We start from the raw sequence: 17,722 nt of genomic DNA, 5'->3' as shown, positions 1-17,722 counted from the left end.
CGATGGCGGACGTCTTCGTCGCCGGAGAGACCCTCGTCGACTTCGTGCCCGACGCGGGAGAGACGCTGCGCGAGGTCGACGGGTACAGCCACCGCCCCGGCGGCGCGCCCGCCAACGTCGCGGTCGGGCTCGCGCGCCTCGACACGCCGCCCGCGTTCTGGACGCGCCTCGGCGACGACGCGTTCGGCGACTTCCTCGCCGAGACGCTCGCGGCCGAGGGAATCCCGGAGACACACGTCGAGCGCGTCGACGGGAAGACGACGCTCGCGGTCGTCTCACCGCCCGGCACCGACGGACCGCGGTTCGGCTTCTACGGCTCGCGCCACGCGACGTTCGGGTTCGATCCGGAGGGGGTACCGACCGAGGCGTTGACGTCGACTGACGCCGCGGAGTCGGCCGGGAGACCGAGCGCGCCGCCGTGGCTCTACCTCGGCGGCGTGGCGCTGACGCACCCGCGGGGCCGCGCGGCGACCCGCGAACTGCTCTCGGCGGCGACCGCCGCCGGCAGTCCGGTCGCGTTCGACGTGAACTACCGGTCCGACCTCGTCCCCGACGGCGACGCGGAGGCGGTGTCGACCGCGGTCCGGGAGGCGGTCGCCGCGAGCGACGTCGCGTTCTGTAGCGACGAGGACGTCGCGGCCGCGGGGCTGTCGACGAACGAGTGCGCCGAGCTGGCCCGCGACCTGCTCGGGCTCGGGCCGCACACCGCGGTCGTCACGCTGGGGAGCGAGGGCGCGCTCGCGGTCAGTACCGACGCCGCCCCGTGGGGCGCCGCGACGGTCCGGCACGGCGGGTTCTCGGTCGACGCGGTGGACGCGACCGGGGCGGGCGACGCGTTCACGGCGGGGGCGATCTCGCGGTTCGCCGCGGCGTCGAGAGACGATTCGGGCGACGACGCGAGCGTCCTCCGCGACGCGCTCGCGTTCGGCAACGCGACCGCCGCGCTGTCGGTCGGGTCGGTCGGCGGGATGGGGTCGATCCCGTCGAAAGAAGAGGTGGCGGCGTTCCTCGCCGAACGGGAGTGAGCGGGGAGAAAACTGCGGGCGCCGCCTACGAGGAGGAGGGCGACATCTCGATGTTGAGGCTCTTCTGGACCAGCTGCGTGAACGCCATCGAGCAGAGGAAGTACCAGAGGATCCACATCTGGATCGGGCCGACGATCCCCGTGTCCCAGGTGACGCTCCCGGCCAGCGGGACGACGAGCTCCTGAGCGGCGACGGCCGGGTACGCGGCCTCGGACCCGCGGTAGCCGATCACCCAGAACATCCAGAGGAACGCCGGGATGGTGAGGAACATGATCCACACCATCGGGCGGAACTGCTCTTTGAACATGCCGAGCTGGTCGCCCATCGCCTCCATCTGCTCTTCTTGGATCTCGTCGAGCGCCTCGTCGTCGTCGCGCTTCTCGGCCTCCTTCCGGCGCTCTTGGATGTCTTTCATCCGGTCCTGGTACATGCTCATCTTCTCCATGTCCATGAGGCCGGCGCGAAGCAGGGTCGAGTACAGCCCCGTCCCGAGCGCGATGACCATGATGACGACGTAGAACGGGACGACGTTCAGCAGCGGGCCGAGGACCACGTCGATCCCCCCGGCAATCGCGTTACGCACCGGGCCGACCGCGTAGCCGACGAACGCGCCGACGGTCGCCAGTGCCGCGAGCTTGTCCCACTTCGACCACGTAGTCGTCTCGGGCGTCTCCACGTCGTTCCCGCCCGAGTCCTCCTCCATGCCAGCCTCGATCCCGTCGCGGTCGGCCAGCGCGAACCCCTCCTCGCCGTCGACGAGGATCTCCTTCTCGATGAGCCGGCCCCACTGCCCGCTAGTGATCTCGTCGCGGACGTCGACCCAGCGGACCTCGCCGCCGCTGGCGTTGTCGAGGACGGTTTCGATGGCGTCCCGCATCTCGCCGTCCTCGCGGACCAGCGAGCGGACTCGCCGTTCGACTTTGCTCATTAGCGGCCGATTAGCGGTCGACGGTTAAGAACCTTGTAGGATCGTCGGCCGCGCGTCCGGCCCGTCAGTTCTCGACGACGTCGCGGATCCGGCCGAAGACCTCGTCCGGGGTCGCCTCGCCGTCGACCTCGACGAGGACGCCCTCGTCGCGGAAGTGGTCGATCACGGGCTCGGTGTTGTCGTAGAACACTTCGAGGCGCTCGCGGGCGGTCTCCTCCGTGTCGTCCTCGCGCTGGATCAGCTCGCCGCCGCACTCGTCGCAGACGCCCGCCTCTTCCGGCGGCTGGAAGTCGACGTGGTAGTTCGCGCCGCAGTCGTCGCAGACCCGGCGGCCGGTGAGGCGGTCGACGAGCACCTCCTCGTCGACGTCGAGGAGGATCACGGCGTCCAGATCCGTGATCGAAGAGAGGTACTCCGCCTGGTCGAGGTTGCGCGGGTAACCGTCGAGGACGAACCCGTCGGCGTCGTCGAGCGCGGCCTCGACGATCTCGTTGACGACCGGGTCCGGCACCAGCTCGCCCGCGTCCATGAACGACTTGGGCGTCCCGTACTCCGTCTCCATCTCCTTGTTCGCGCGGAGCGCGTCGCCGGTCGTGACGTGCTCGACGCCGTACTCGTCGGCCAGCTTCTTGCTCTGCGTCCCCTTCCCGGCTCCGGGCGCTCCCAACAGCAGAATTCGGTGACTCATACCGGAGCGGTCGCGGGCCGCGCCTAAAGGCTTGAAGATTCCGGCCAACACTACTCGTCGGCGTTCCGCGGCAGGGCGGTGGCCGGCGCCCCGCGGCAGAACGGCTACTCGTCGGTCTCCGCGTCGCCGTCCGGGCCGGCGTCCGCGCGCAGCCGCAGCCCCATCTCCAGTTCGAAGCTCTCGGCGTCGGAGGTCTCGAAGCCGATCTTCTTGTACAGCGAGACCGCGGCGCGGTTCCACCGCTCGACGGTGAGCCACACCTTCTCGACGCCGTTCGCCTGCCCGTGACCGAGCAGCCCGCGGATGAGGTGCGTCCCGATCCCCGCGCGCTGATACTCCTGATGGACGAAGATCGCCAGCTCGTATGCGTCGCCGTCGGGGACGAGCGTCGCGTGTCCGGCGACCTCGTCGCCGCACCACGCGATCACGTTGTAGCAGTCGCCGCCGAGGATGGCGTCGAGCCACTCGCGGATGCGCTCCTCGCCGCCCGGCGGGATCCCCTGCGCGCGGTCGGCCGGGTCGAAGGCGTCGTACATCTCGACGAGCGCCTCTCGGGACGCCGCGTCGCCCTCGTACGGTCGGATCTCGAGCTCGCGGTCCTCGCGGTCGGTGAACGCCGTCGGCGGCGGCGGGAACTCGTCGGCCACGGCGTCTGGGTAGCCTCGGTCGCTCATCTGACCAGCGTGACCGTCGTCTTCGCGTTCAACAGGACGAACTCCGCGATCGACCCGATCGTGATCTTCCCCATCGGGCTCGTGTGGCCGCCGCCCAAGACGATCTCCTCGAACTCCTCCGTCTCGGCGATCTCGATCAGCCGGCTCCCCGGGTCACCCTCGACGCGCCGCACCTCGGCGTCGATCGCCGCCTCCGCGACCGCCGCCTCGGCGCGCTCGACGACCTCGTCGGGCGACACCGAGGAGTCCTCGTTGTCCACCACCGCGATCGTCAGGTCGTCGTTCGCGACCGCCGCGCGCTCCACCGTCCGGTCGAGCGCGCGGAACGAGTCGTCGCTGCCCCCGATCCCGCAGAGCACCTTCATGCCCCACCCCTCCACGCGACGGTACAAAAGTGGATCTCCGAGCGACCGACCGCCGACGGGAGACATCCGACGGACGGTCACCGACAAGGCTTTTGTCCGCCCGCGAGGTTTCAGGAGTATGAGCGATCACACCGGTCCGACGGCCGACTCGGCCAGCGAGACCGGCGACGACGCCGCGGACCGGTCCCCCTCGGATGACGATGTGGATCCCGATCCTCGGCCGGCCGACGAGACGGACGGGGGAACCACGGACGCAGAGGCGGATTCGACCGAGACCGACGGACAAGAGACGACCGAGGCCGACGACGAATCGGACCCCGCCGGCGGAGAGACCGACGACGAATCGGACCCGGTCGACGACGACCGAGACGCCCCCGACGACGTGCCCCGAGACGTCCGCAAGTACGAGCGGTTCAAGAAGATGGACGGGGCGCGCTACGAGCGCGTCAACGAGTTCCTCCGCGATCGGACGTACATCACGGCCCGGGAGTGGGCGATCGCGCGGCTCTGTGCCGACTTCCGCACCGAGACCGGCGTCGAGATGACGAAGATCGGCGAGAACCTCCCCGAACTGGTCCCCTTCATGACGGACACGTACACGCCGCAGGCGGTGAATCAGGCGCGCTACTCGTTCGAGGAGAAGGTGACGAAGGCGGGTGCGACGTTCCTCTACGGCGCGATGTCCGGCTTCTTCACCGCCGAGGACCTAGACGAGATGATGTACGAGGTGACGGAGGTCGCGAAGTTCCTCCTCGAAGTCGAGGGCGTCGACCTCGCGGTCGCCGACGAGTTGGAGGCGGAAGACAAGATCAGCGAGGTGATGCGCGACGTGCGCGCCTCCTCGGCGGACCTCCGCGGCGAGGAGGTGCGGTGTCCGGAGTGCGGTCACGTCCACGAACCCGCGGAGGAATGACCATGGACCGCTTCCCGGGAGCGATCGACGCGACGCCCGACCCGACCATCGTCGTCGACGGCGACGGCGTCGTCCACGCCGGCACGCCGAGCGTCGAGGCGGTGTTCGGGCTCGACCCGGACGACCTCGAGGGCCGGTCGATCGGCGACGTGTTCGAGGACCCGACCGAGCTGGAGTGGGGCGGCGGCGGGTCGACGACGCCCGGCGAGGCCGACCCCGACGGCGACGGAGGCGCCGCCTCCAACGACCGCGGATCGAGCGAAGCGCGGGGGTCCCGCCACGACGTGACGGCGCTGATCGAGACGACGCGCGCCGGCGAGACGCGGTCGATGACCGATGGGTTCGAACTGGCCGTTCGCCGCGGCGACGGCGTCCTCGTCCCGGTTCGGGTCAGCGTCGGCCCGTTCGAGCTCGACGGCGACCCGTACGCGGTCGTCACGGCGATCGACGTCTCGAACGAGCGGACGCGGCGGCTGGCGCTCCAGCGGCGCACGGAGACGCTCGAATCGCTCCACGCGGCGACCCGAGAGCTGCTGAAAACGACCGACCGGGAGGCGGCCGCCGAGGCGGCGGTGTCGTACGTCGACAACGTGTTGGGGCACCCGATCGCCGCGATCTGGCTGTACGACGAGGGGAGCGACGTGCTCGAACCGATCGTCTGGACCGACACCGCCGACGAGGTCGTCGGCGATCACCCGACGTTTGGGGCCGACGAGCCGAGCATCACCTGGGACGTGTTCGAGAGCGGCGAGCCGACGTACGTGGCCGACGTCGGCGACGACCCCGACCGCTACAGCGACGACGCGACGATCCGCAGCGAGCTCGTCGTCCCGCTCGGCCGGTACGGTGTATTGAACGTCGGCGCGACCGTTCCCGACGCCTTCGACGACTCGGACCTCGCGGTGGCGCGCATCTGGGCGGCGACGGTGACGATGGTCCTCGTCCGGATCGAGCGGGAACACCAGCTGCGCCGGCGCGAGGCCGAGGTCGCCCGCGAGCGCGACCGGCTGGAGGAGTTCGCCAGCCTCGTCTCTCATGACCTGCGCAGCCCGCTCAACGTCGCCGCGGGTAACCTCAAAATCGTCACCGACCGGCTCTCGGAGGAGTCGATAGACCTCGGGGAGCTGGGCGCGGTGAAGCGCTCGCTCGACCGGATGGACGCGCTCATCGAGGACCTGCTCGCGCTGGCGCGGCAGGGGTCCGGGATCGACGAGACCGAACCCGTCCCGCTGGCCGACCTCGCCGCGGAGTGCTGGGAGACCGTCGACACCGAGTCCGCGACGCTCGCCGTCGAGACGGACGCCGTCGTCGCCGCGGACCGCAGCCGGCTTCGGCAGGCGCTGGAGAACCTCTTCGGCAACGCGGTCGAGCACGGGGGGTCCGGCGTCACCGTCACGGTCGGCGCGCTCGAAGACCGCGACGGCTTCTACGTCGAGGACGACGGCCCCGGGATCGATCCCGAAGACCGCGAAGAGGTGTTCGAGGCGGGCGTGACGACCGATCCCGACGGCACCGGCTTCGGGCTGAAGATCGTCGCCGAGGTCGCGGAGGCGCACGGGTGGACCGTCGACTTGGTCGACGGCGAGGACGGGGGCGCCCGGTTCGAGTTCCGCGGGGTCGACGTCGAATCAGAGGCCGTCGCCGAGTAGCGCCTCGGTCGCGGCCGGAGGCACGGTCAGTCGTCGGCCGTCGCGCGGTCTCCCGCGTCGAGGACGCGGTGCGTCACGGCCTCGACGCCGGACTCCGCGGTGTCCAGGGTCGCGACCCGGAACGCGTCGTCGGCGCCGTCGACGGGGATGGGGAGCCCCCCGGGATTCACGCGGACGGTGCCGTCGCGCGCCTCGACGCCGTGCGCGTGGGTGTGGCCGTGGAGCACGTAGTCGTAGTCGCCGCAGTCGACGAGCGCGTCGACGACGAGTTCGCTCGTCCCGTGGGCGACCGCGATCTCGACACCGTCGAACGAGAGCGCGGCGGCCTCGCCGTGATAGGTCCCGAACGAGTCGACCGTCGACTCGACCGCCCACTCGCCGTCGTTGTTCCCGCGGACGGCGTGGAAGTCGAAGCCCGCGTCGAACGGGGTCACGGAGAAGGGCGCGACGAAGTCGCCGCAGTGGACGACGGCGTCGACGCCCTCGCGCTCGAACAGCGAGACGGCCGCCTCGACGGCGGCGAGGTCGTCGTGCGTGTCGGAGACGATGCCGATGCGCATACCGACCGGACTCCGGCGCGGCACTTCAACCTCCGGCCGCTACTCGACGACCGGTCGCGTCCCCCGCGTCACTCCCCGGTCAACGCCTCGCTCGCGGGCGCGAAGTCGATCGTCTGCCCGCGCCCCTTCTCGCTCGCGCGCTCGTACAGCATGTGTGCGGCGGCGACCGTCTCGACGCCGGTCCCGCCCGAGTCGAAGACGGTCACCTCCTCGTCGCTCGTCCGGCCGGGGTGGTCGCCCGCGACGACCTCGCCGAGGTCGGCCGCGATCCCCTCGCCCGCCTCGATCAGGCCGGCGTCGACCGCGGCGAGGTACGAGCCGGCGTCCTGCGTCGCGCGCTCGCGGAGGTCGGGGACGTACGTCGCCCGCGCGACGAGCTCGGGGGGCAGCTCGTTCTTCTTCGGGTGGTACTGTCCCATCGCGGTGACGTGCGTCCCCGGCTCCACGTCGGCGTCGTCGATCACGGGCTCGCTCGCGGTCGTCGCGGTGATCACCACGTCGGCGTCCGAAAGCGCCGCACTCGCGCTCTCGACCGCCGACACGTCGGCGTCGAGTCGCTCGTCGAAGTCCGTCGCGAACGCCTCGCGGTTCTCCGCGGTCGGCGAGAAGACGCGGACCGCCTCGAACTCGCGGACGGTCGCGGTCGTCGCGAGCTGTCCGCGCGCCTGCGCGCCGCTGCCGATCACGGCGAGCTCGGTCGCGTCCTCGCGGGCGAGCCCGTCGACCGCGACCGCGCCCGCGGCGCCGGTCTTGAACGGGTTCATCGACGCGCCGTCGAGCAGCGCGAGCGGCTCGCCCGACGCGGCGTCGAACAGCGGCGTCATGAACCACGCGTCGCCCGCGCCGAACCCCGCGGAGTAGGTGTACCCGCCCATCGCGCCCGTCTCCGGGAGGAGCGCGGCGTAGGTGGTGAGCATTCCCGGCGGCTCGCGGTTGAACAGCTTCGTCCGCGGCTCCGCCGGCGCGCCCTCGCCCACCTGTCGGTACGCGTCGCGCACGGCGGCGACGTAGTCGGCCGGCTCCGCGAGGTCGTCGACGTCGCCGCTCGTCAGGAACAGAGTGTCGGTCATACCCGCCCACTCGGGGCGGGGGAACTAAACGGTACAGGACGCGGCGAACGGCGGCGCGTCACGCGGACGACCGCCCGCCCGGTCCGCCCTCGCCGCGGCCGGGACGCGAAGCGTCCGCCGGCGCGTCGGCGGTGACTGGGGCCCTGACAAACATCGCGTGCGCCACGATGGCGGCAGCGGCCGCCGCGCCCGCGGGCAGCGCCGCCGTCAACGTCAGCCCGACATGGGTGAGGAAGGCGGTCACGCCGATCAGTACTGCCGGGATGAGCCCGAGGACGTAGTCGTAGTATCCAGCCATGCTATCGGTGAACACTAGTCGAAAATCGATATTAAATCTTTTCCGTGGTTCTTCGACAGTTTTGCTATGAACACGCAGATACAACGCATAACTTATGAGCCGATCCGAACACCGGCCCGCGGATCGGGGTGTGACGAGAACGGTGAAAGCGGCGATCCGGCGCCGAAATCGGGCCGAGAAGCGCTACCGCAGCCGGAAGTACAGCGCCCGCCAGCCGCCGAGCGCGACCGATCCCAGCACGAGCATGACGGCCGCGAACGTGAGCTCGGCGCCGCCGCGGAAGACGAACGCGCGGAGCGCGAGCCCGACGACCGCCGCGGGGATCCACGACCGGACGACGAGCGGCACCGACGACTTCGCGGTCTCGACCGCCCCGGCCGAGTACGCGCCCACGAGCGGGGCCACCACGGCCCAGCCGATCAGGAAGGGCGCGTATACCCCGGGGAGGTAGAGCGGGTTCGCGGTCAGGAACTCGACGGACTGGTGGTTGAGCGTCCCGACGGTCAAGAGGAGGATCAACGCGATCACGTCCCCGACGACGAGCGGCACGGCACCGCGGTCGAGGCGGTCGGCGAGAAACGGCGGAGCGTCCATATCGACCCGTGCGGGCCGCCCCCACTTTTACGCACGGATTCGTCGGCGCGGCCGTCGACGCGTTCTCTCGGCTCGGTGCGACGCAGCTACTCGTACAGCGGGTGCGCCTCGCAGAGCTCGACGACGCGCTCGCCGACCTCGTAGATGACGTCGTCGCTGTCGACGTTGTCGACGACGCGGTAGATCAGGTCGCCGACCTCCTCGATCGCCGCCTCGTCGAAGCCGCGGGTGGTGAGCCCGGCGGTGCCCGCCCGGATCCCCGACGGGTCGAACGGCGACCGCGTCTCGCCGGGGACGGTGTTCCCGTTGAGGACGATGTTCGCGGCCGCGAGCGCGTCCTCCGCGTCCCCGCCGGAGAGGTCCGGGTGCGAGTCGCGCAGGTCAGCCAGCAGCAGGTGGTTGTCGGTCCCGCCGGAGACCAGGGAGAGCCCGTGTCCCTGAAGCGTCTCCGCGAGCACCTCGGCGTTGTCGACGACCCGCTGCGCGTACTCCTCGAAGGAGGGGTCCAGCGCCTCCTTGAAGCCGACCGCCTTGCCGGCGACGTTGTGCATCAGCGGGCCGCCCTGCCCGCCGGGGAAGACGGCCGAGTCGACGTCGTCCGCGAACTCCGCGTCGCACATCACGATCCCGCCGCGACCGGCGCGGATCGTCTTGTGGGTCGAGCCCGTGACGAAGTCGGCGACGCCGACCGGCGAGGGGTGGACGCCGGCGGCGACGAGGCCGGTGATGTGCGCGATGTCGGCGAGGTGGTAGGCGTCGACCGCGTCGGCGGCGGCCTGGATCTCCTCCCAGTCGACGGTGCGGGGGTACGCCGAGTAGCCCGAGACGATGATGTCCGGGTCGAACGACTCGGCCGTGTCGCGCAGCCCCTCGTAGTCGATGTACCCCGTCTCGGGGTCGACCTCGTACTGCTCGACGTCGTACAGCTGCCCCGTGAAGTTCGCGGGGTGGCCGTGCGAGAGGTGGCCGCCGTGGTTCAGTTCGAGCGAGAGGATCCTGTCGCCCGGTTCGAGGACGGAGTAGTACACCGCTTGGTTCGCCTGCGTCCCGGAGTGCGGCTGGACGTTGACGTGGTCGGCACCCCACAGCTCCTTCGCGCGCTCGATCGCCAGCTCCTCGACCTCGTCGGCGTACTCACAGCCCGCGTAGTAGCGCGATCCGGGGTACCCCTCGGCGTACTTGTTGGTGAGGACGCTGCCCTGCGCCTCCAAGACGGCCTCGCTCACGTGGTTCTCGCTCGCGATCATCGCGAGCGTCTGCTCCTGTCTGTCGCGTTCGCCCGCCAGCGCGTCGGCGACCGCCGGGTCGACCTCCCGGACGTGCTCGGTGTCCATGTGCCAACGCGGGCGCGACCGCGCATTAATCCTTCCGTCGGCGTCGGAACGCCGCCGGTGCGACGGCGGTACGGGCGCGCATCTGTTCCTGACTTCGGCGCGCACCCGTACCCGACTTCGGCGCGCACCCGTACCCGACTCCGGCTCGGACGCGCCGGTCGGCCCAACACCGATCGACGATTCGACGAATCCGCCGAATTCAGGCTCTTGAGGCCCGCTACGCGAGTTGTCCGATCCGTAAACCCCGTTAATATTAAATAGACAACCGGATTTTATACGGAGAGATAAATGGTGTCGAATTTACTGGCCGCCGACGTCGAGGCGGCGCTCGAAGCGGCCTTCGCGGAGGACGACGACGAGCTGCTCGTCGTCGACCCCTCCGCGGAGACGATCGTATCGCTGGTCGAGACCGCCGTCGGGCGCGACGACCTCCCGACGCTATCGGTTCTCGCCGACGAGCGCACCCTCAAGGACGTGATGGACGACTTCGTCGTCGCGTCTCGGGCGGCCGACCTCGTCGCCGACGGCGCCTTGGACCTCCGGGTGCTGGACGGCGACGTCGACAACGCGCTGTTCGTCTCCCCCTCTCGGGTCGTCGCCTTGGTCACGGCGGGCGACGACGTCGCCGCGCTCTCGACCGACGACGGCGAGTTCGTCGGCGAGGTGTACGAGACCCACCGCGACGCGTTCGACGACGCGGAGCCGTACACGCTCCGCACGCCGGCGATCAGTCGAGTCCGCGAGACGATGGAGTCAGAGATCGGCGAGGAGGCCCGCGCCGACTTCGACGCCGTCCTCGCCGCGACCGAGGGCGACGACGGCGCAGAGCTCGACGAGGTGACCGTCTCGCTGCTCGTCGCGGCGAAGAACGACGTGCTCCTCTACGACATCTCGAAGTGGGGCGAGGACGTCGGCATCGCCTCGAAGGCGACCTTCTCCCGGACGAAGACGCGCCTCGAAGATCTCGGGGTCATCGACACCGAGAAGGTCCCGATCGACGTCGGGCGACCCCGCCTCCGCCTGAAGCTCGGGGACGAGCGCCTGGAGGGCGTCGATGCCGGAGAGCTGGCCGTCGAGGCAGCGGAGATGATGGCCGCGACGCCCGCCTGAGCGCGCCGCACTCACACCACCGCGGACCCTCGGCTTTTTTTCGTCGCCTCGCGTCGACCGCGTATGGACATCGGACTTGTCGGCGACGGCCCCGCGGTCGAGGCCGCCGCGGCCGCGCTCGGCGACGTCGACGTGAACGCGATGCCGGTCGAGGCCGACCTACTCGACGGGTTCGACCTCGCCGTCGTCGTCGACACCGCGGGGTCGTCGGCGTTCGCGACCGCGAACGAGCTGCTCGACCGGTGGGTCGCCGTCGAAGTGGGCGGCCTCGGCGGCGTCCCGTTCGCGGACCTCGACGCCGCGGTGACCGTCTTCGACGACGCCTGCTACGACTGCCTGCGCGCCCGCGTCGAGAGCGGCGGGGCGGAGCCCGCCGACGCGCCGACCGGACGCCGGTCCGCCGTGCGCTACGCGGGCGCGGTGGCGGGGCGACGGACGATCCGACTCCTCGCGGGCGACCCGGTCGCGGACGCGGTCGTCGAGGTGCCGGGCGGCGAGCGGACGCTGCTGCCCGCGCCGGGGTGCGGCTGCGGCGCCGACCCGGACGACGCGCTCCCGCGGGACCACGCGGACCGGGGGCTCGACGACGCGATCGACCGCGCGGAGCGGGCCGTCGACCCCCGGATCGGCGCCCTGAGCGAGGTCGGCGAACAGGAGTCGTTCCCGCTGCCGTACTACGTCGCGCGGGTCGCGGACACGACGCCCTTCTCCGACGCGGACGCGGCCGACTTCGGCGGCGGCGCGGCCGCCGACTGGGACGTCGCGTTCATGAAGGCGCTCGGGGAGGGGTTAGAGCGGTACGCGGCCGGCGTCTACCGCGAGGCCGAGTTCACGCGCGCACCGGCCGCGAACGTCCCGAACCCCGTCACGCCGGGCGCGTTCGTCCGTCCCGACGGGGCCGAGCCGTACGACCGCGACGACCGGCTCCCGTGGGTGCGCGGCGAGGCGCTCGCGACCGGCGAGCCGGCGAGCCTCCCGGCGGAGTTCGTGGGGTTCCCGCCGCCGGAGCGACGGTACCGGCCGCCGATCACGACCGGCCTCGGGCTCGGCAGTTCGGGGCCCGACGCCGCGCTCTCGGGGCTGTACGAGGCGATCGAGCGCGACGCGACGATGACCAGCTGGTACTCGACGACGGAGCCGCTCGGACTCGACGTCGACGACCCCGGATTCGTCGAGCTGGAGAAGCGGGCGCGCGCGGAGTCGCTGTCGGTCACGGCGCTGCTGGTCACGACCGACGTCGACGTCCCGGTCGTCGCGGTCGGCGTGAGTCGGGAGGGGGACTGGCCGCGGTTCGCCGCGGGGTCGGGCGCCGACCTCGACCCGGCGGCGGCGGCGCGGAGCGCGCTCGCGGAGGCGCTCCAGAACTGGACCGAACTCCGCTCGATGGGGCGGGAGACGGCCGACGAGCAGGGCGCCGCGATCGGCCACCACGCCGACCTGCCCGCCGAGACGGCCGCATTCTTCGACCCGGACGCGACCGTCTCGACCGAGGGGCTCGGCGAGCCGGAACTGACGGGGGGCGAGGAGCTCGACGCCGTCGTCGACCGCGTCGAGGCCGTCGGGCTCGACCCCTACGTCGGGCGGGTGACGACGCGCGATCTCGCCGCGCTCGGCTTCGAGGCCGTCCGCGTGCTGGTCCCGGGGGCGCAGCCGCTGTTCACCGGCGATCCGTTCTTCGGCGAGCGCGCCCGCGAGGTGCCGCGGTCGATGGGGTTCGAGCCCGCGCTCGACCGCCCGTATCACCCGTTCCCGTGAGAGATTGCGGTCTCTCGTTCCCGCGGATTTAGGTGCCCCCGGACCGCCCGAACGGGTATGGACGTCGTACCCGACGCGGACGTGGAAGCGGTCGAGGCCGTCGACGGCGCGTTCCTCACGCAGGGCGCCGTCGGCGAGGAGACGAGCATCCAGCGGTTCGAGATCGAGCCGGGCGAGGGAGTGCCGGAACACGACCACCCGCACGAGCAGATCGGCGTGATCACGGCCGGGACGCTGACGTTCCTTGTCGACGGCGAGGAGCGCGTCGTCGGCCCCGGCGACACCTATCTGATCCCCGGCGACGAGCCGCACGCGGCCGAGAACCGCACCGACGAGCCGGTCGTCGGCTACGACATCTTCGCGCCGCCGCGGGCGAACCCGGACTGGGGAGAGTAACGCCGCTCGCGGCGGCGAATCGGTCAGTTTCGCGCGTCAACGATACCCGCAAGACGTACCGGACCGAAGGGGTAGTGTTCAGATAAGCTGATTCCATGCGAAGGCGAACGATCTCAGCCACTCGTCAGCAGTTTCTGCTTCGGCGTTGCTGAAACAGTTTGAGAAACTGATAGTTCTGCGTTTTACCTCACGAAAAACACGTTCGACGCTGTTACGATTTCCATGCTGTTCGTATCTGAAATCGAGGTCATGTTTGTCACAGGCTCGCTGAAGTGGAACCGCTCCATCAACGAGAAAGACCGCATCATCTACATCGTGTTTGTCGCGGAGCTCCGCGACAAACTGATCTGCGATCACGTTCGTTCTTGTCGGTTCAAGCTTTGTATGGAGTAAATCGTTTGAATCAGGATCGACAGCAGCGTACAGCCAATACTGTTCGTCGTCAAGTTGAATCACGGTCTCATCAATCGCAACGTGATTCGGATTCTGACCGGATTCCGGCTGTAGATCAGCCTTGTGAACCCAATTGTGAACGGTAGATCGAACCCGATCAACACCAAATACCTCAAGAAATGAAACAGTATTCGAAAGCGATAATCCAGCCAAATGAAGCTGAATACTGAGCTTCATCAACAACTTCGGTGTTGCCTCTCGCTCCACAAACTCTAAGTTGATCTCGTCTATACAGCCGTTGAGGCGGTCGTTTTCGGGCATAGATTACTTTGAAAACGTACCGCCTCACGCTTCAATCCTTATCTGAACACCGCCACCGAAGGTGTGTTAGTGTTCGGGACCCCATAACGGGTAATGGGAGTCCACGAACAGTACCCGTTCGACGTGGAGGCGCTCCGCGCCGACTTCCCGATCCTCGATCGGAAGGTGGGCGGGGACCCGGAGACGCCGAGAGAGGGCGAGGGCGACGACACGCCGCTCGTCTACCTCGACAACGCGGCGACCTCGCACACGCCCGACCCCGTCGTCGACGCCATCTCGGACTACTACCGGAGCTACAACGCGAACGTCCACCGCGGGATCCACCAGCTGAGCCAAGAAGCCTCCGTCGCCTACGAGGAGGCACACGACGCGGTCGCCGACTTCATCGGCGCCGACGGTCGCGAGGAGATCGTCTTCACGAAGAACACGACCGAGGCGATGAACCTCGTGGCGTACGCGTGGGGGCTCGAAGCCCTCGGTCCGGGCGACAACGTCGTCCTCTCCGAGATGGAACACCACGCCTCGCTCGTCACCTGGCAGCAGATTGGCAAGCGCACGGGCGCCGACGTGCGCTTCATCGACGTCACCGACGAGGGGCGGCTCGACATGGACCACGCCGCCGAGCTGATCGACGACGACACCGGGATGGTGTCGGTCGTCCACGTGTCGAACACGCTCGGCACGGTGAACCCGATCCGCGAGCTGGCCGACATGGCCCACGACCGCGACGCGTACGTCTTCGCCGACGCCGCGCAGTCGGTGCCGACGCGTCCGGTCGACGTCGATGAGCTGGACGTCGACTTCCTCGCCTTCTCCGGCCACAAGATGTGCGGCCCGACCGGGATCGGCGCGCTGTACGGCCGCGAGGAGATCCTAGAGGGGATGCAGCCGTACCTCTACGGCGGCGACATGATCCGGCGCGTCTCCTTCGAGGACTCCACGTGGGAGGAGCTCCCGTGGAAGTTCGAGGCCGGGACGCCCTCGATCGCGCAGGGGATCGGTCTCGCGGCGGCGATCGAGTACCTCGAGGAGGTCGGGATGGACCGGATCGAGGCCCACGAGGACCTGCTGGCCGAGTACGCCTACGACGAGCTCGACGCGCTCGGCGGCGTCGACATCTACGGCCCGCCCGGCGACGACCGCGGCGGCCTCGTCGCGTTCAACGTCGACGGCGTCCACGCCCACGACCTCTCCAGCATCCTCAACGACTACGGCGTCGCGATCCGCGCCGGCGACCACTGTACCCAACCCCTCCACGACGAGATGGGCGTCGCCGCCTCCGCGCGCGCCTCCTTCTACTTCTACAACACCGTCGAAGAGGTCGACGCCCTGATCGACGCGGTCCGCGAGGCGCGCGACCTGTTCGCCTGAACGGCCGTTTCCGCGGTTCCTCCTCCCGCTCGGGGGGGGGCGTTCGCGCGAACGCCCACCGGCCCGACTCCCGTCCGGTGTTTTTCACGGTAATACTACCGAATAGTCGGGTCTAAGGGGCGTGACAACGGTGATCGCGGTATTATTATTACGTCCCCGCGGGGACTACGTACGAAGAAAAATAACTACCGTCGTAATTAGTTGCCTTCCGCCGAGTCGTCGCCCGCCACACAACACATGACCGATCACACCACACCGCCGTTCGACGCGTCCGCAGCCGCGAACGCAGCCGACCGAAACGAGCCGACCGCAGACGGAGCCGAGAGAGACCGCGGAGCGCAGATCACCGTCCTCCAAGTCGAGGCCGACGAGCGTTCCGCCGAGCTGCTGGAGGTGTTCGCGGCGCGGCTCACCGACCGCGTGCGAGTTCGCTCCGTGGAGCGTCTTTCGGACGCGCTCGACGCGCTCGACGCGGGCGCCGAAATCGACGGCGAGGAGGTCGCTATCGACTGCGTCGTGACCGAACAGCTGCTCCCCGACGGCCGCGGCGTCGAACTGACAAAACGACTGCGCGAGGCGAACGGGGAGCTACCGGTCGTCTTCCACACGACGTGTCCGAGCGACGAGGGCGAGGCGGCGGCGTTCGGCGCCGGCGCGGACGCCTACTTCGAGAAGGGGGCCGACCGCGGTCGGTTCGACGCGATCCTCAACCGGGTCCGCGCGCTCGTCGACGAGCGTCGCGGGCGGGCGAGAGGCGCCGAGCGCGCGGACGCACCGACGCCGCGAACGCTCGGCTCGCCGGCGAGGTCGCTGCGTTCCGAGGAGTGAGATTAGCGGCACGGACGGAGGGGCCGCCGATGCGCGCCAAAATCGCCGAGGGGTCCGCTATCGTTCCAGTTCTACCGTGAGGTCCGTCGCGATCCACGCGTCGGTGTTGCCCTGTTCGGCGAAGACGGTCCGTTCCTGCGAACAGCGGGTCGCGGCGACGGCCGGCCGCTCGTCGGCCGCCGCGTCGACGTCCCGCTCGATCCGGTCTCCCGTTGTCATTGGCAGACGGTCAGGGGCCGGCGGTGTTATAGATTTCGGTCGGCCTAAACCATCGGCGGCGATCCGGACGGGCGATCGGAGGGACTTACCTCGCGGCGGCCGTTGACCGATCCGTGACCGATACGCTGTTCACACCGCTTTCGCTCCGCGACACCGAGTTCAGAAACCGCGTGATGCTGTCGCCGATGTGCCAGTACTCCGCCGAGGACGGCTTGGCGAACGACTGGCACCGGGTCCACCTCGGCGCCCGCGCCGCCGGGGGCGCGGGGGTCGTGATGACCGAGGCGACCGCCGTCGAGTCCCGCGGCCGCATCACGCCGAACTGCCTCGGGATCTGGTCCGACGAGCACGCGGAGGCGATCGAACCGATCGTCGAGTTCGTCCGCTCGCAGGGCGCGACGCCGGGGATCCAGCTGGCGCACGCCGGTCGGAAGGGCTCGCACCGACCGCCCGCGGAGGGGGGAGAACCCATCCCGGCCGACGAACCGGAGGGGTGGGAGACCGTCTCCGCGAGCGACGAGCCGTACCCGCACCCAGAGGTCGACGACGCCGAGCTGGCCGACACCCACCGGTTGGACGGGGAGGAGATCGGCGCGGTGATCGACGCGTTCGCGGCCGCCGCCGAGCGCGCGAACGAGGTCGGCTTCGAGGTGGCGGAGGTTCACGCGGCCCACGGCTACCTCCTCCACCAGTTCCTGTCGCCGGTCACTAACGACCGCGACGACGCGTACGGCGGGAGCTTCGAGGACCGAACGCGGCTCCTCCGCGAGGTAGTCGCCGCCGTCCGCGCGGTCTGGCCCGACGACAACCCCGTCTTCGTCCGGATCTCCGCGACCGACTGGCTCCCCGACCGCGACTCGTGGGACGTGGACGACTCGGTGCGGCTGGCGCCGCTGCTCGCGGAGGCCGGGGCCGACCTGATCGACGTCTCCGGCGGCGGAATCCACCCCGGCCAACAGATCCCGAACACCGGGTCGGGCTATCAGGTCCCGTACGCCGAGGCGATCCGCAAGGGGACCGACCTGCCCGTCGCCGCGGTCGGCGGGATCACGGAGCCGACCCACGCCGACGCGCTCGTGCGGAACGAGCGGACCGACCTCGTCGCGCTCGGCCGCGAACTGCTCCGGCATCCCCACTGGCCGCTTGAGGCCGCCCACGAGCTCGGCGAAGAGGTTGAGTGGCCGGTCCAGTACCAGCGCGGCCGGTTCGACTGAGACGCACCGGCTGCCAG

At 69.9% G+C, this 17,722-nt stretch carries 20 protein-coding genes; 9 read left to right on the top strand and 11 right to left on the bottom strand.

Features of this window, described 5'->3' with window-relative positions; translation table 11 throughout:
- Positions 1–2 precede the first annotated feature (2 nt).
- On the top strand, positions 3–1,025 hold the full coding sequence (locus tag EXE46_RS01620) for a carbohydrate kinase family protein (protein ID WP_137686758.1): 1,023 nt from the start codon (positions 3–5) through the stop codon (positions 1,023–1,025).
- Between the two features lie 25 nt (positions 1,026–1,050).
- Here the strand turns inward: EXE46_RS01620 and EXE46_RS01615 are convergent, their stop codons facing one another.
- The 4 genes from EXE46_RS01615 to EXE46_RS01600 all read right to left on the bottom strand — a co-directional run bounded on the left by EXE46_RS01615 (position 1,051) and on the right by EXE46_RS01600 (position 3,680).
- Positions 1,051–1,953 carry a DUF106 domain-containing protein gene (locus EXE46_RS01615; protein ID WP_137686757.1) on the bottom strand — a complete coding sequence of 301 codons (903 nt, stop codon included), beginning with the start codon at positions 1,951–1,953 and terminating at the stop codon, positions 1,051–1,053.
- 64 nt (positions 1,954–2,017) lie between these two features.
- Positions 2,018–2,641 carry an adenylate kinase gene (locus tag EXE46_RS01610; RefSeq protein WP_137686756.1) on the bottom strand — a complete coding sequence of 208 codons (624 nt, stop codon included), beginning with the start codon at positions 2,639–2,641 and terminating at the stop codon, positions 2,018–2,020.
- A 104-nt stretch (positions 2,642–2,745) separates the two neighbouring features.
- Positions 2,746–3,315 carry a GNAT family N-acetyltransferase gene (locus EXE46_RS01605; protein ID WP_137686755.1) on the bottom strand — a complete coding sequence of 190 codons (570 nt, stop codon included), beginning with the start codon at positions 3,313–3,315 and terminating at the stop codon, positions 2,746–2,748.
- Positions 3,312–3,680, bottom strand: a complete 369-nt coding sequence (locus EXE46_RS01600; protein ID WP_137686754.1) for a universal stress protein — start codon at positions 3,678–3,680, stop codon at positions 3,312–3,314. Before EXE46_RS01600 ends, EXE46_RS01605 begins: the two co-directional genes overlap by 4 nt.
- Before the next feature lie 118 nt (positions 3,681–3,798).
- On the opposite strand from EXE46_RS01600, the gene EXE46_RS01595 reads away from it, so the two are divergent.
- Positions 3,799–4,593, top strand: a complete 795-nt coding sequence (locus tag EXE46_RS01595) for a DUF5806 family protein (protein ID WP_137686753.1) — start codon at positions 3,799–3,801, stop codon at positions 4,591–4,593.
- The gene (locus EXE46_RS01590) at positions 4,590–6,242 is read left to right on the top strand and encodes an ATP-binding protein (RefSeq protein WP_137686752.1); all 1,653 of its coding nucleotides are present in this window, start codon (positions 4,590–4,592) and stop codon (positions 6,240–6,242) included. The genes EXE46_RS01595 and EXE46_RS01590 overlap by 4 nt, the downstream gene beginning before the upstream one ends.
- 26 nt (positions 6,243–6,268) lie before the next feature.
- On the opposite strand, the gene EXE46_RS01585 is transcribed toward EXE46_RS01590, so the two are convergent.
- The 5 genes from EXE46_RS01585 to glyA form a co-directional block, all read right to left on the bottom strand.
- Positions 6,269–6,802, bottom strand: a complete 534-nt coding sequence (locus EXE46_RS01585) for a metallophosphoesterase (protein WP_137686751.1) — start codon at positions 6,800–6,802, stop codon at positions 6,269–6,271.
- Positions 6,803–6,870: 68 nt separating this feature from the next.
- On the bottom strand, positions 6,871–7,872 hold the full coding sequence (locus tag EXE46_RS01580) for an ornithine cyclodeaminase family protein (protein WP_137686750.1): 1,002 nt from the start codon (positions 7,870–7,872) through the stop codon (positions 6,871–6,873).
- 58 nt (positions 7,873–7,930) lie between these two features.
- Complete coding sequence (locus EXE46_RS01575; RefSeq protein WP_137686749.1) at positions 7,931–8,170, bottom strand: hypothetical protein; 240 nt, start codon at positions 8,168–8,170, stop codon at positions 7,931–7,933.
- Positions 8,171–8,353: 183 nt separating this feature from the next.
- A complete protein-coding gene (locus EXE46_RS01570; protein WP_137686748.1) occupies positions 8,354–8,764 on the bottom strand; it encodes a DUF3054 domain-containing protein in 411 nt (136 codons plus the stop codon).
- Positions 8,765–8,850: 86 nt separating this feature from the next.
- The gene (gene glyA / locus EXE46_RS01565; RefSeq protein WP_137686747.1) at positions 8,851–10,098 is read right to left on the bottom strand and encodes a serine hydroxymethyltransferase; all 1,248 of its coding nucleotides are present in this window, start codon (positions 10,096–10,098) and stop codon (positions 8,851–8,853) included.
- 288 nt (positions 10,099–10,386) lie between these two features.
- Here glyA and tbsP point away from each other — a divergent pair, with 288 nt between their 5' ends.
- The 3 genes from tbsP (at position 10,387) to EXE46_RS01550 (ending at position 13,359) form a co-directional block, all read left to right on the top strand.
- The gene (gene tbsP / locus EXE46_RS01560; protein WP_137686746.1) at positions 10,387–11,208 is read left to right on the top strand and encodes a transcriptional regulator TbsP; all 822 of its coding nucleotides are present in this window, start codon (positions 10,387–10,389) and stop codon (positions 11,206–11,208) included.
- Positions 11,209–11,271: 63 nt separating this feature from the next.
- Positions 11,272–12,963, top strand: a complete 1,692-nt coding sequence (locus tag EXE46_RS01555) for a YcaO-like family protein (RefSeq protein WP_137686745.1) — start codon at positions 11,272–11,274, stop codon at positions 12,961–12,963.
- Positions 12,964–13,020: 57 nt separating this feature from the next.
- Positions 13,021–13,359, top strand: a complete 339-nt coding sequence (locus EXE46_RS01550) for a cupin domain-containing protein (protein ID WP_137686744.1) — start codon at positions 13,021–13,023, stop codon at positions 13,357–13,359.
- Between the two features lie 78 nt (positions 13,360–13,437).
- Here the strand turns inward: EXE46_RS01550 and EXE46_RS01545 are convergent, their stop codons facing one another.
- Positions 13,438–14,073 (bottom strand): IS6 family transposase, encoded by a 636-nt coding sequence (locus EXE46_RS01545; protein ID WP_137686743.1) that lies wholly within the window; start codon positions 14,071–14,073, stop codon positions 13,438–13,440.
- Between the two features lie 93 nt (positions 14,074–14,166).
- Here EXE46_RS01545 and EXE46_RS01540 point away from each other — a divergent pair, with 93 nt between their 5' ends.
- A complete protein-coding gene (locus EXE46_RS01540) occupies positions 14,167–15,444 on the top strand; it encodes an aminotransferase class V-fold PLP-dependent enzyme (RefSeq protein ID WP_137686742.1) in 1,278 nt (425 codons plus the stop codon).
- Between the two features lie 237 nt (positions 15,445–15,681).
- On the top strand, positions 15,682–16,272 hold the full coding sequence (locus EXE46_RS01535; protein ID WP_137686741.1) for a response regulator: 591 nt from the start codon (positions 15,682–15,684) through the stop codon (positions 16,270–16,272).
- Between the two features lie 57 nt (positions 16,273–16,329).
- Here the strand turns inward: EXE46_RS01535 and EXE46_RS16980 are convergent, their stop codons facing one another.
- Positions 16,330–16,491 carry a hypothetical protein gene (locus tag EXE46_RS16980; protein WP_199234088.1) on the bottom strand — a complete coding sequence of 54 codons (162 nt, stop codon included), beginning with the start codon at positions 16,489–16,491 and terminating at the stop codon, positions 16,330–16,332.
- A 113-nt stretch (positions 16,492–16,604) separates the two neighbouring features.
- Here EXE46_RS16980 and EXE46_RS01530 point away from each other — a divergent pair, with 113 nt between their 5' ends.
- Positions 16,605–17,705, top strand: coding sequence for an NADH:flavin oxidoreductase/NADH oxidase (locus EXE46_RS01530; RefSeq protein WP_137686740.1), 1,101 nt, complete (start codon positions 16,605–16,607; stop codon positions 17,703–17,705).
- Positions 17,706–17,722: the final 17 nt, after the last annotated feature.

Source organism: Halorubrum sp. GN11_10-6_MGM (genome assembly GCF_005435165.1).
Classification (GTDB): Archaea; Halobacteriota; Halobacteria; order Halobacteriales; family Haloferacaceae; genus Halorubrum.
The sequence above is the reverse complement of the archived record's forward strand: the minus strand, read 5'-3'. Positions and strand labels throughout refer to the sequence as shown.